The following is an 11,768-nucleotide window of genomic DNA, read 5'->3' on the forward strand; positions in this document are numbered from 1 at the left end:
GCTGCTCGTCGGGGCACACGGATCGGGTTCGCTCAGGTGGAGGGAGCCCCAGCCCATGTCCGTCACTGACTCGAAGTCACCGGGTGTGATCACCACGGCCGTTCCGGCGCGCCTGGACCGTCTTCCCTGGTCGCGCTGGCACTGGACGATCGTCATCGGTCTCGGCACCGTGTGGATCCTCGACGGTCTGGAAGTGACCGTCGTCGGCAACATCGCGGGCCGGCTCTCCGAGGAGGGCAGCGGACTGCCGATCACGTCCGCGCAGGTCACCGGTATGGCGGCCGCGTTGTACGTGGCGGGCGCCTGTGCGGGCGCCCTCTTCTTCGGCCGGATGACCGACCGGTTCGGCCGCAAGAAGCTGTTCATGGTGACCCTGCTGGTCTATCTGGCGGCGACCGCGCTGACGGCCGTCTCCTTCTCCACCTGGTGGTTCTTCCTCTTCCGCTTCCTCACCGGCTTCGGCATCGGCGGCGAGTACGCGGCCATCAACTCCGCCATCGACGAGCTGATCCCGTCCAAGTACCGGGGCCGCGTCGACATCGTCATCAACGGCAGTTTCTGGCTCGGCGCGATCGGCGGCTCGCTGCTGTCGATCGTCGCCCTGAACACCGACATCTTCCCGGCGAACGTCGGCTGGCGGCTGACCTTCGCCCTCGGCGTCGTCCTGGGCCTGGTGATCCTGCTGGTCCGCCGCAACGTCCCCGAGAGCCCACGATGGCTGCTGATCCACGGCCATGAACAGGAGGCCGAACGCCTCGTGGGCGAGGCGGAGGAGAGGGTCGAGGCCGAGAAGGGCCGCCCGCTGCCGGCGACCGACCAGGAGATGACCGTCCATCAGCGCGAGAGCATCGGCTTCGGCACGATCGCCCGTACGGTCTTCTCCCGGTACCGCCGCCGCGCGATCCTCGGCTTCTCCCTCTTCATCGGCCAGGCGTTCCTCTACAACGCGATCACCTTCGGCTTCGGCGCGATCCTCACCACCTTCTACGACGTCCCGACCTCCGACACCGGCTACTACTTCGCCGTCATCGCCGCCGGCAACCTGCTCGGCCCGCTGCTGCTCGGCAAGCTGTTCGACACGGTCGGCCGCAAGATCATGATCTCGTCGACGTACCTGCTCTCCGGGCTGCTGCTCTTCGTCACCGCCTGGCTGTTCGGCCGGGGTTCGCTCGACGAGGTGACCCTGACGGCCTGCTGGTGCGTGGTCCTCTTCTTCGCGTCGGCCGGCGCGAGCAGCGCCTACCTGACGGTCTCGGAGGTCTTCCCCATGGAGACCCGCGCGATGGCCATCGCCTTCTTCTACGCCCTCGGCACAGCCGCCGGCGGTATCAGCGGCCCGCTGATCTTCGCCGAGCTGACGGAGTCCGGCGTCGTCGGCGACACCGTCCTCGCCTTCCGGATCGGGGCGAGCCTGATGTGCGCGGCGGGCCTGGTGGCGGCCTTCCTCGCGGTACGCGCGGAGCAGCGCTCGCTGGAGGACATCGCGGAGCCGCTGTCGGCGCGGAGCTCCGCCTAGCGGGGGCCGGGGCGGGGCAGGCCGGGGCGGGGCGGGGCGGGCAGGCCGGATCGATCGGATCGGATCCAATCGGACCGGACCGGATCGGACCGGATCGGATCGTTCGTCGGCTGCCGCGCCGTCGGGGCCGGTCGCGCGGTTCCCCGCGGCCCCTTCGGGCTATGGCCCTTCGAGCCGTGGCCCTTTCGGGAGGCGGCCCACCCGGGCGCCTTCTGGGTACGGGGGAGCAGGCCGGTCTGAGTACCCGTACTCTGTCGGCCCGCCACCCGCCCCGGAACCCTCATACGCATGACCGAGAAGCTGCTCCGCCCCCTGCGCACGCGCCCCTGGCCGGAACGCTGGCTGACCCGCCTGCTCGGCGCCGCCCTCGCCGCGGCCGCGTACCGCCTCTGTCTTCCGTGGGACCTGCGCGACCGGCCCGAACTGGAGGGCGCCCTCACGCAGACGACCCCGGTGACGGTCACGCGCGTGATCGTCCTCGCCCTCGTCCTCCTGCTCCTCGCGGCCTACTTCGGCCACCGGGACGCCCTGGCCTGGCCCGTGCTCCTGGTCGCCGTCCCGCCGGCCGCCCTGATGTACGTGTCCTTCCACGCCCCCGCCGAGCCCCCGGACGCTGCCGTATGGCCCCTGTCCTGGGCCTTCTTCACGCTGGTGCTGGGCGCGTGGGTACTGGTCGCGGCTTCGGTGGCGCGACGGTTCCGGACGGAGCCGGTGGACGAGAGGTGGCTGATCCACAGCCGGTCCCAGGACCGTTCGGCCGCCGGTCAGCCGTAGAAGTACCGCCGGGCCTTGTCCTCGAAGTACGAGGAGTAGGCGAGGCCGACGACCGGGGTGCCCCGGTACGAGCCCACGTACTGCTGGGTGCTGTCGACCACCACGGGCCGGGCCATGCACGCCCACTTGTTGCGCTGCTGGGCCTCCGCCCACCGGATGGCCGCCGGGTCCACCCGGTCGCTGACCAGCACGGGGAACGCGCCGACGCCGTTCTGGATCCCGGCCGGCAGCCCGCCCTTCGTCTTCTTCGCGTACGTCAGCACCTGGTCGGTGAAGGTCTCGATGGTGGGGATGGTGATCTCCTGGACCGCCGCCGCGACCGTGAACAGGTGCAGCTTCGTCCCCATCCAGCTCCACCGGAAGTCGGCCCGGCGCCCGACGAGCACGGGCACCCCGGCCCACTCCTCCCACCACGTACGGCATTCGTCGGCGGCGAGACGGGCGGCCACGGAGGTGACGTAGGCCTGGGAGGGCGACTGCTGTGGATGCATGGCCGGATCATGCACCCACCCGAGCACCGCTGGGAAGGCGGGGTCGAGTCACGCTCCCGTGGTCGAACCGGGCCGCACGATCATCAGGACCGTGACGGTCGCCCACAGCAGGTTGAACACCCCGGTGAACATGGCGAGTCGGGCCGTGGTCCGGGCGTCGACGGTCGTGCCCTTGGCGTCGACGGCGGTGCTCGCGAGGTCGACGGCGGTGCTCGCGAGGTCGACTGCGGTGTCCCTGGCGTCGACGGCGGTGCCTCCGGTGGTGCCCGCGACCCCTGCCAGGATCTCCTCCTGCCGGGGCAGCACCAGCGCCAGCAGGACCATCGCCGCGAGGGCGGTCAGCAGCATCGACACGATCAGCCAGGCGTCGTTCAGCACCCCCATGCTCATCGCCGTGGCGAACCCGAGCACCGGCACGGCGATGCCCACACCCCCGTACACCCGGCAGATCCGGTGCAGCAGCCGTACGGCCGCCACCGCCCGCTCGCCACCGGGTTCGGCCAGCGCCTTGCGCGCGCTCGGCGGGAACATGCTGGCGGCGACGGTGACGGGCCCGACGGCGATGATCGCGGCGAGGACGTGGAGGGAGAGCAGGAACTTGGTCACGGAGGGACGGTAGGACGCGCCGAGATCCCGTGGAAGTGGCGGGATTGCCAGAGGTCAACGGATTCTCGCCAGCCGGGTTTCCGGGCGATGGTGAGGAGCGCCCTCGGTGAAGCAGGCAGGGCGAGCAGCGCTTGGCGGAAAACCGGCGCAGGCCTACGCTCCCGCCATGCACACCGTGGCCGTACTGGCGCTCGACGACGTGATCCCCTTCGACCTGTCGGCCCCCATCGACACCTTCGGCTGGGCCCGGCTGCCGGACGGCCGGGAGGCGTACCGGGTGCGGGTCTGCTCGGTGGAGGGAGGCGGGGAGGTCAAGGCGGGGCCGTTCAGCGTGCGGGCGCCGTACGGGCTTCAGGCGCTGGCCGAGGCCGACACGATCATCCTCCCGGGCACGGCCGACCCGACCGCGCCGCTGCCGCCGGGCGTGACGGAGGCGCTCCACGCGGCGGCGGCGAGCGGGACGCGGATCGCCTCGATCTGCGTCGGCGCGTTCCTCTTCGCGGCGACGGGCCTGCTGGACGGGATGCGCGCCACCACCCACTGGATCGCGGCCCCCGATCTGGCGGCCCGCCACCCCGAGGTCACCGTCGACCCGAACGTCCTCTACGTCGACAACGGCCAGTTCCTCACCTCGGCGGGCGCCGCCGCGGCCATGGACATGTGCCTGCACATGGTCCGCAGGGACCACGGGTCGGCGGTCGCCGCGTTCACCGCCCGGATGTGTGTCATGCCCCTCGAACGGGAGGGCGGTCAGGCCCAGTTCATCGTCCAGGACCAGCCCCCGGCCCCCGCCGGCGCGACGATGGAGCCCCTGCTGCGCTGGATGGAGGAGAACGCGGAGCGGGATCTGACCCTGGACGACATCGCCCTGCACGCCGGCACCAGCGCCCGCACCCTGAACCGCCGCTTCCGCGAACAGACCGGTACGACGCCCCTGCAGTGGCTGCACCGGGCGCGGGTCCGCCGCGCCCAGTACCTCCTGGAGTCCACCGACCACACGGTCGAACGCGTCGCGGCCCAGGCGGGCTTCGGCTCCCCGACGGCGTTCCGGGACCGCTTCAAGAGGGTGGTGGGGACGAGCCCGTACGCGTACCGGCGGGCTTTTCGGGGGGAGGGGGAAGGGAGTGGGCCGCGGGGGCGGTGAGTGGGGCTCGGGGGCGGTCTTGAGAGGAGGTGCGGTCTTCTGGGCCGAGCCCCGCCGGGGGTGCGGGGCTACGTGCGCACCCCCTGGCATGCCCCGTCAGGGGCGCGAGGAACTGCGCGAGCAACCCCTGGCGTGCCCCGTCAGGGGCGCGGGGAACTGCGTGAGCAGCCACGGAACCGACCCGCACCCATCGACCGGACAAGGACCCCTACCCCTTCCGGTCGGCCACCACCCACGAGGCCAGCGCCACCGCCCCGGCCACCCCGAACACCGCCGGCCAGGCGCCCACCTTCTTCGCCAGCGGATGCGACCCGGCGAACGCGGCCACGTACCCCGCGGTCAACGCCCCCGCCGCCCGGCCCCCGGCCGCCTGCTGCCACTGCCGGGCCGCCGCGGCCCCGGCGACGGCCAGCACCGCCCCGCCGAGCGGCCGCTTCTTCGTCCAGCGGGCCACCCCGTACCCACCGATGAGCCCGCTCGCGGCCACCGCCGCCGTGGGGACCTTCGCCATCACTGCCTCCTGCTGTTCCCGACGTGCGTGCGATGCCCTCATCGCCGCTGCCGACCGGCGTGATCGAGGCTAGCTCCGGGGTGCCCGCGACCGACGAACCTGAGTCGGGGGTTGTCAAGTTTCCTCCTCCGAGCTATATAAGAAGCCGTAGGAATTCAGAGGGCATCGCACCCAACGTCAGAAGAGAGGAGTGCCCGTGATGCTCATGCGCACCGACCCTTTCCGCGAATTCGACCGACTCGCGCAGCAGGTGTTCGGTTCCGACAACCGGCCCGCCGTCATGCCGATGGACGCCTACCGGTCCGGCGACGACTTCGTCGTCCACTTCGACCTCCCGGGCGTCGACCCGGAGACCATCGACCTGGACATCGAGCGCAACGTCCTGAACGTCCACGCCGAGCGCCGCTCCCCGGCCCCCGAGAGCGCCGAGATGGTCGCCGCCGAGCGCCCGACGGGTGTCTTCAGCCGCCAACTGTTCCTCGGGGACACCCTCGACGCCGACCGCGTCGACGCCTCGTACGATGCCGGCGTCCTGACCCTGCGCATCCCGGTCGCCGAGAAGGCCAAGCCGCGCAAGATCCAGGTCGGCGGCGGCACCGACCGCCGCCAGCTCAACCGCTGACCCGGCACCGCGCCCACTGCGGAGGGGCGGGAGGGTGAGAGGCGCAGCCCCTGTGCCTCTCATCCCTCTCGCCCCTCCCGTGCGTCCGCGTCCGGGCGTCCGCTCGCGAGCGCCGACCCCTGGTCGACCGCCTTCCGCAACTCCCCTTCCGCAACTCCCCTTCCGAGTAAGACAGTTGAGTCCCGTCGAAATGTGATCCACGCCACTGCGAAGGTGCGGGGGAAGTGGTTCGCGGCGCCCCGATGGCCTGGCATGCTCATGCATGGCTACTGGGAGGTAACCACCGCGTGCGCGCTGTCATGAGGACAGCTGTGCCGCCCGGCCGACCCCCCACCGCCAGGTGCTGCCTCACCACTCGCGCCTGCTCTCCGGCATGCCGTCACGGCCCTTCGCCATGACGCCCAGCCGTCCCTCCTGTCCCCCCTGTTCCTCCCGTCCCTCCTGCAGCGCACCCCCCTGTCACCGCTCCCGAGGACTCACGCGTGCACATGCTCAGAAGACATGCCCTGGTCACGGCACTGTCGGCGATCACCGTCGCGACCCTGCTGGCCACCGGCTGCTCCACCGAATCCCCCGCCACCACCGGCAAGGCGGCCGCCACGACGGCCGAGACCCCCGACCCCGGGGCGGCCGAGGAACAACTCGCCGTCGTCGCCGCCCCGAACGGCGACGCCACCCCCACCGCCGTGGCCGACGCGAACGCGCCCGACCGGGGCAAGGCCGAGAGGTCCGCGCTCAAGGTCGCCTCGTACGACCAGAAGAGCGGCCGGGCCGTCATCGCGGCACCGCCGTCCGGCGACGCGGACGCCGAGCCGTCGGCGAGCCCGTCGCGGACCGGCACACCGGGCACCTCCGCTCCGGACGACCCCGACACGTCCCCGGACACGGGCTCCGGCGCCGCGAAGCCCAAGGCCGCCGTGGCCGTCGGCGACGTCATAGCCAGCGCTCCCGCCCCCGGCGCCCCCGACGGCGTACTGGCCGAGGTGACGGAGATCGTCGACACCGCGGCGGACGGCGGCGCGACGGTCGAGACGGAGCCGGCCGAACTCGACGCGGTCCTGGGCGAGAGCGAGGCGGACGGCACGGTCCCCGTCGACCCGTCCACCATGGAGGTCGACCCGCTCGTCCAGGGCGTGAAGGTCTCCTGGGCGAAGACCGGCGACCTCACCTTCGGCCCCGAGGGCGCGAAGCTCCCGCTGGGCAGCCTGCGCATCGACGTGGGCGCCGCCGTGGAGACCGCCCCCGACGCCCCCGCCTCGGCCGCCGCGTCGGTCGAGGGCTTCGTCCAGCTCGCCCCCGAGGTCGCCTTCTCGTACGACGGCTCCGGCTCCGGCACGGGCTCCTCGCCCGCCGGCGCGTTCCTGGGCCTCACCGGCGACTGGGCCTCCCAGTGGTCGCTGAAGGGCCGCGCGGCCGGCTCGACCGACGGCAAGCCGATCCGTATCCCCTTCGCCGAACTGCACGCCGACCCCGTCATCCAGGTCGGCCCGGTCCCGATCGTCGTCAACCTCGACCTCGTCTGCTACTTCCAGGTGGACGCCGACGGCCGCGTCACGGTCGACGTCGAGCAGGACCTCAAGGGCGACTTCAAGGTCGGCGGCAACTTCACCTGGTCCAAGGGCTGGCAGGGCGTCAGCGAGTCCCACATGACGGGTGAACCGCTGAAGACGACGGTCACGGCGGTGGGGGACGTGAAGGCGGCCATGGGCGCCGAGGCGACGGTCGGCCTCTACGGCACGGTCGGCGTCACCGCCGACGTGGCCCCCTACCTCCGCGCCGAGGCCGACGCGACCGTCGAAGGCTCGTCCGACGGTACTGGCTCCGCCTCCGGCTCCTGGGCCCTGTACGGCGGCATCGACCTCACCGGCACCCTCAACATCCAGCTCTCCGTCTTCGGCACACCGATCTTCCAGAAGAAGATCCCGCTCGGCGCGCTGCACGAGGAGTGGCTGCTGACGAAGGGCGAGGCGAAGACGTAGTAAGCCGCCCTGTTCCATGCGGGCGGGCCCTGTCCCCTACGGAGGGCAGGGCCCGCGGGACGGGGACCCCTCACCCGCGCGGGGGAGAGAATCACGCCATGGGGACCCCGAAACTCACCGCCCGCGCACTCAACCGTGCCACTCTGGCCCGCCAACTCCTCCTCGCACGCGAGCCGTTGACCGTACCGGAGGCGGTACGGCGAGTCGTGGCCCTGCAGGCCCAACAGCCGGCCTCCCCGTACATAGCCCTCTGGAACCGCCTGTCCCCCTTCGACCCGGCGGCCCTGGACGCGGCGCTCACCGACCACAGCCTGGTCAGGGCGACCCTGATGCGGATCACGGTCCACACCGTCCACGCGGACGACTACACGCCGTTCCGCGAGGCGATGGAACCCACCCTCCGAGGCTCCCGCCTGGGCGACCCCCGCTACCGCGCCTCCGGCCTGACCCCCGCCGACGCCGACACCTTCCTCCCACCCCTCCTGACCTACGCGGCCGGCTCCACGCGCACCGCCGCCGAACTCAGAACCTGGCTGGAGGACCACCTCGGCACCACCACCGCCCTGGACACCGGCGGCCACCGCATGCTCCGCCACTACGCGCCCCTGTGGCACGCCCCCACCGGCGGCCCCTGGTCCTTCGACACCCGCCAGTCGTACGTGGCGGCCACCCCCCGCCCGGCCCTCACCGACCCGGACGCCGCCGCCGAGGGCCTACGCACTCTCATCCGCCGCTACCTCCAGGGCTTCGGCCCGGCGTCGGTGGCGGACATGGCCCAGTTCGCACTGGTCCCACAGCGCCGCATCAAGACGGCACTGACCGCCATGTCGCAGGAACTGGAAACCCTCAAAGCCGCCGACACCGACCAGACCCTCCACGACATCCCGGACGCCCCCCGCCCCCCGGAGGACACCCCCGCCCCACCCCGCCTGCTGCCCATGTGGGACAGCACCCTCCTGGCCTACGCCGACCGGGGCCGCCTCCTCCCCGCCGAGTACCGCAGGTACGTGACCCGCATGAACGGCGACGTCCTCCCGACGCTGCTGGTGGACGGCTATGTGGCGGGGGTATGGCGCCCGCTCGCCGACGGGATCGAGGCCACGGCTTTCCATCGGCTCCCGGACGAGGTCTGGGAAGCCCTGGAGTCGGAGGCCACCACCCTGCACACCTTCCTCACCGCCCGCGGAGACGCGACCCCGTACGGCCGCTACGACCACTGGTGGACCAAGCCGTTCCCGGAGGCGGCGGAGACTCGGCTGTTCTCACTCTGAGAGAAGCCGGACCGTACTGAGCGTCCCCCCGCAGCAGCTCAAGAAATGCTCTGAACCGGGCTGGAACAGGGTTGTGCGCACCCCCGCCCGGCGACACTGCCGACAGCTGAAGTGCTGCGAAGGGGGGACGAGGAATGCGTCTGTTCCGGCGGTCGGCGGTGGTCGTGGGGGAGTCCGAGGCCCTGGACATGTATGACCTGGCTTTTTTGGCGGGTGGGGTGCAACGGGTTGCAGACAGCGCGGTGATCGCGTTGTCCGAGGCCGGGTTGCTCAGAATTCGTGCCTCACGGGTACGGGCTGTGGGCGAGGTCCGACCCGAGCATCCGGTCGAGCAGGCCGTGATCGCCTGGTGCCCGCGCAGCCGGACCGTCGCCTCCGTGTCCACCGCTCTGCGGACCTCCCCGGAGATCGAGGAGATCGGCCGTCGGCTGGCCGCACGAGGCCTGGTGACGGGGACCCGCCGCCGCCCGACCCGGGCGGGCAGACGGCGACTGCGGTCAGCCCAACACGACGAGAACCTGCCCACCTACGTCCTCGACGGCCCCGCAGCGCTCTCGAACGGCCCGGTCCGACGCGGCGTCCTCAGCGCGCGTCCCCTGCCGTCGGGCCTCGGCCGCACGCTGACCCGCATGGGCAGGGCCCTGGACCGCGACTCAGACCTCGACACCGACTCCACCCCGGACTGGGGCGGGGGCTTCAGCTGCGGGGGCGGGGGCGGGGGTGGTGGCGACTGAGGCCAGGCGCGTGGGGACGTAACCGTTCGGACGCGCCTGCGGGGTCACGCGAAGAGGAGGCTCGGCTCGGCGAGGATGTCCCGCCCCAGTTCGCTCTTGTAGATCACGGCTTCCTCTGCCTCAGAGCATCGATAAAGGGGCGCCAAGCATCACTGCCGACGGCGATGACGTGGCCGTTCGGATTTTTGGAGTCACGTATCAGTGCGTGATCGTCGGATATTGCGCACTCCACGCACTCGCCTCCCGCGCCGTTGCTGTACGAGGACGTGAACCACGTCGGACGGTCGTCGTCGCCGGTCCCTGCGATGTTCATCTGGCGCATTCCTTCAAGACGGACTTGATCAACTGGGCGGACCGCTGAGGGCTCAGAGCTGCTGCTCGCAGACCGTCGAACGCCCTCGTGTACTCACGAACATGATGCTCGCCTTCCAGGTAGACGGCATCGGTGATGCCGTCCCGGTAGACCAGATCAGGGTCTTCCGGGGCAGGGAAGCCGAGCATCGTGAACGAGCCTGTCGCCGGACAGGTCCCCGAGTCGAAGGGGAGGACCTGCAAGGTGACGGACGGCAACTCGGCGGACTCCACGACACGCTCCAATTGTTCCCGCATCAGCGCCCGGTCCCCGACGACGTTGCGCACGGCCCCTTCGTTCACGACGAACCAGGCATCGGGCGCGTCGGGACGAGCGAGCATGGCCTGGCGGTCCATGCGAACGCGTACGGCTCGGTCGATGTCCTGAACGGACATGTGCGCACCCGTCGTGTGGAGTTCGCGGGCGTACCCCTCGGTCTGCATGAGGCCCGGCAACAACTCGCACTGATACTGGCGGAGCACCGAGGCGTCCTGCTCCAACCCGATGTAGATGTTGAACCACTCGGGGACGCCCGCACCGTGCACCTGCCACCAGCCGCGGGTCTTGGCCTGCCGAGCCAGCGACTTGAGGAACTCGCGCAGCTCGTCGCTCGTGCCGTGGAACCGGCACAGGGCATCAATGTCGGACGGTTGTACCCGTCCGCTGCCCGTCTCCATCCGGTTGACCTTGGAGCCGCTCCAGTCCAGCGCCGCCCCGACCTGGGCGCACGTGAGACCGCTCTTCTCGCGAAGTTTCTTCAGCTCGATCGAGAGACGGCGACGTCGCGCCGTCGGTGAGCCGGCCATTTCAATCCCTTCAACCATCTGTCGACTAGCGGGCGTTCAGTCTTGCGCCAAGGGGTGTGCCTGCCAATCACTCGGAAGTGGGAATCCCGCCGTGCACATTGCATAGAGGGATGAGCTGGCTGCATTCTTGCTGCGGACACTACTCACTGTGAGTAGGCGTGACACTCCGTCGAGTGGGCGCGGTCGGGGTGGAGTGGGCAACCGACGAAAGAGGTTCCAGTGATCCAGAATCCGTGTGTGTCTCGGCAACCGTGGGACTTGACGTTCACAGCCGATCCCGAGGAAGTCGCCGCCCTGAGGCGCCTGCTGCGTCTGCACCTGGGACTCTGGGGCCTACGAGAGATCGCCGACGAGGCGCAACTCTGTGTCAGCGAACTCGTGTCGAATGTCATTACGCATGTCGGTCCCGGCACCCCGGCCATCCTGGCGGTCTCGATGAGTGGCGCCCGCCTGCGCATCGAGGTGCATGATCCCGACACCCGGGCCCTGCCCACACTCGTGATCGCGGATGCCGATGCGGAGTGCGGCCGCGGCATGGCCCTCGTCGATGCGGTGGCCGACCGCTGGGGTGTGCAGCTTCACGACGGCCGGAAGGTCACTTGGTGCGAGTTGGACACGGGGGTCATGCCGCCGATCGGTCGTTTCGACGGCCCTGGGGTGTCGAGAGCCGAGACGTTGCTCGGTGTGTACGCCATGACGAAGTCGCCGCCCGCTTCGCCCGTCGACAACAGGCTGAGCACGGCCATGGCCGAAGAGGCGGTGATCGGTGTGATCACCGACCTCCTGCACTGGCTCGGGGCACGCGGCAAAGACCCGGAGCAGGTTCTGGACCATGCTCAGACCAGGTTCGAGGCCCAGATTCACGCAACCGAGAAGACACGGCGCTCAGGCCAGAACCGTCCCGTGAAGACGCGGAGTTGACGGCGGGCGCGGAGCTTTGCGCCGTGCGGGCCGGCAGCAGG

The 11,768-nt window shown here is 70.8% G+C and carries 13 protein-coding genes; 8 read left to right on the top strand and 5 right to left on the bottom strand.

The genetic code is table 11. The features are described 5' to 3' along the window. Positions 1-55: 55 nt before the first annotated feature. Both ACWCRJ_RS16360 and ACWCRJ_RS16365 read left to right on the top strand, forming a co-directional pair. Positions 56-1,516, top strand: coding sequence for an MFS transporter (locus ACWCRJ_RS16360; protein WP_450939898.1), 1,461 nt, complete (start codon positions 56-58; stop codon positions 1,514-1,516). Positions 1,517-1,804: 288 nt separating this feature from the next. Further along, positions 1,805-2,290 carry a hypothetical protein gene (locus ACWCRJ_RS16365; protein ID WP_450939899.1) on the top strand — a complete coding sequence of 162 codons (486 nt, stop codon included), beginning with the start codon at positions 1,805-1,807 and terminating at the stop codon, positions 2,288-2,290. On the opposite strand, the gene ACWCRJ_RS16370 is transcribed toward ACWCRJ_RS16365, so the two are convergent. Together ACWCRJ_RS16370 and ACWCRJ_RS16375 are read right to left on the bottom strand one after the other, a co-directional pair. Beyond that, positions 2,281-2,781 (bottom strand): levansucrase, encoded by a 501-nt coding sequence (locus ACWCRJ_RS16370; protein ID WP_450939900.1) that lies wholly within the window; start codon positions 2,779-2,781, stop codon positions 2,281-2,283. The genes ACWCRJ_RS16365 and ACWCRJ_RS16370 overlap by 10 nt on opposite strands. 48 nt (positions 2,782-2,829) lie before the next feature. Then, on the bottom strand, positions 2,830-3,387 hold the full coding sequence (locus tag ACWCRJ_RS16375; protein WP_450939901.1) for a protease: 558 nt from the start codon (positions 3,385-3,387) through the stop codon (positions 2,830-2,832). A gap of 166 nt (positions 3,388-3,553) precedes the next feature. Between ACWCRJ_RS16375 and ACWCRJ_RS16380 the strand changes: the two genes are divergently transcribed. Further along, positions 3,554-4,531, top strand: coding sequence for a GlxA family transcriptional regulator (locus tag ACWCRJ_RS16380; protein ID WP_450939902.1), 978 nt, complete (start codon positions 3,554-3,556; stop codon positions 4,529-4,531). 208 nt (positions 4,532-4,739) lie between these two features. Here ACWCRJ_RS16380 and ACWCRJ_RS16385 read toward each other — a convergent pair whose 3' ends face one another. After that, positions 4,740-5,042 (bottom strand): hypothetical protein, encoded by a 303-nt coding sequence (locus ACWCRJ_RS16385; RefSeq protein WP_450939903.1) that lies wholly within the window; start codon positions 5,040-5,042, stop codon positions 4,740-4,742. Between the two features lie 199 nt (positions 5,043-5,241). On the opposite strand from ACWCRJ_RS16385, the gene ACWCRJ_RS16390 reads away from it, so the two are divergent. The 4 genes from ACWCRJ_RS16390 (at position 5,242) to ACWCRJ_RS16405 (ending at position 9,648) form a co-directional block, all read left to right on the top strand. Continuing rightward, the gene (locus ACWCRJ_RS16390; RefSeq protein WP_450939904.1) at positions 5,242-5,664 is read left to right on the top strand and encodes an Hsp20/alpha crystallin family protein; all 423 of its coding nucleotides are present in this window, start codon (positions 5,242-5,244) and stop codon (positions 5,662-5,664) included. Between the two features lie 482 nt (positions 5,665-6,146). Beyond that, positions 6,147-7,643 (top strand): hypothetical protein, encoded by a 1,497-nt coding sequence (locus ACWCRJ_RS16395; protein WP_450939905.1) that lies wholly within the window; start codon positions 6,147-6,149, stop codon positions 7,641-7,643. A 98-nt stretch (positions 7,644-7,741) separates the two neighbouring features. Then, positions 7,742-8,914, top strand: a complete 1,173-nt coding sequence (locus ACWCRJ_RS16400) for a winged helix DNA-binding domain-containing protein (protein ID WP_450939906.1) — start codon at positions 7,742-7,744, stop codon at positions 8,912-8,914. 134 nt (positions 8,915-9,048) lie between these two features. Beyond that, positions 9,049-9,648 carry a TIGR04222 domain-containing membrane protein gene (locus ACWCRJ_RS16405; RefSeq protein WP_450939907.1) on the top strand — a complete coding sequence of 200 codons (600 nt, stop codon included), beginning with the start codon at positions 9,049-9,051 and terminating at the stop codon, positions 9,646-9,648. A gap of 103 nt (positions 9,649-9,751) precedes the next feature. Here the strand turns inward: ACWCRJ_RS16405 and ACWCRJ_RS16410 are convergent, their stop codons facing one another. Together ACWCRJ_RS16410 and ACWCRJ_RS16415 are read right to left on the bottom strand one after the other, a co-directional pair. Next, on the bottom strand, positions 9,752-9,961 hold the full coding sequence (locus ACWCRJ_RS16410) for a DUF397 domain-containing protein (protein WP_450939908.1): 210 nt from the start codon (positions 9,959-9,961) through the stop codon (positions 9,752-9,754). Next, positions 9,958-10,806 carry a helix-turn-helix domain-containing protein gene (locus ACWCRJ_RS16415; protein WP_450939909.1) on the bottom strand — a complete coding sequence of 283 codons (849 nt, stop codon included), beginning with the start codon at positions 10,804-10,806 and terminating at the stop codon, positions 9,958-9,960. Before ACWCRJ_RS16415 ends, ACWCRJ_RS16410 begins: the two co-directional genes overlap by 4 nt. Before the next feature lie 258 nt (positions 10,807-11,064). On the opposite strand from ACWCRJ_RS16415, the gene ACWCRJ_RS16420 reads away from it, so the two are divergent. After that, positions 11,065-11,727, top strand: a complete 663-nt coding sequence (locus ACWCRJ_RS16420) for an ATP-binding protein (RefSeq protein ID WP_450939910.1) — start codon at positions 11,065-11,067, stop codon at positions 11,725-11,727. Positions 11,728-11,768: the final 41 nt, after the last annotated feature.

Source organism: Streptomyces sp. NPDC002324 (assembly GCF_053593335.1).

Coding starts and splice junctions, on each gene's coding strand:
- ACWCRJ_RS16410 (WP_450939908.1), bottom strand. CDS start 9,961: ATGAACATCGCAGGGACCGGCGACGACGACCGTCCGACGTGGTTCACG.
- ACWCRJ_RS16385 (WP_450939903.1), bottom strand. CDS start 5,042: ATGGCGAAGGTCCCCACGGCGGCGGTGGCCGCGAGCGGGCTCATCGGT.
- ACWCRJ_RS16380 (WP_450939902.1), top strand. CDS start 3,554: ATGCACACCGTGGCCGTACTGGCGCTCGACGACGTGATCCCCTTCGAC.
- ACWCRJ_RS16405 (WP_450939907.1), top strand. CDS start 9,049: ATGCGTCTGTTCCGGCGGTCGGCGGTGGTCGTGGGGGAGTCCGAGGCC.
- ACWCRJ_RS16360 (WP_450939898.1), top strand. CDS start 56: ATGTCCGTCACTGACTCGAAGTCACCGGGTGTGATCACCACGGCCGTT.
- ACWCRJ_RS16370 (WP_450939900.1), bottom strand. CDS start 2,781: ATGCATCCACAGCAGTCGCCCTCCCAGGCCTACGTCACCTCCGTGGCC.
- ACWCRJ_RS16390 (WP_450939904.1), top strand. CDS start 5,242: ATGCTCATGCGCACCGACCCTTTCCGCGAATTCGACCGACTCGCGCAG.
- ACWCRJ_RS16415 (WP_450939909.1), bottom strand. CDS start 10,806: ATGGCCGGCTCACCGACGGCGCGACGTCGCCGTCTCTCGATCGAGCTG.
- ACWCRJ_RS16400 (WP_450939906.1), top strand. CDS start 7,742: ATGGGGACCCCGAAACTCACCGCCCGCGCACTCAACCGTGCCACTCTG.
- ACWCRJ_RS16365 (WP_450939899.1), top strand. CDS start 1,805: ATGACCGAGAAGCTGCTCCGCCCCCTGCGCACGCGCCCCTGGCCGGAA.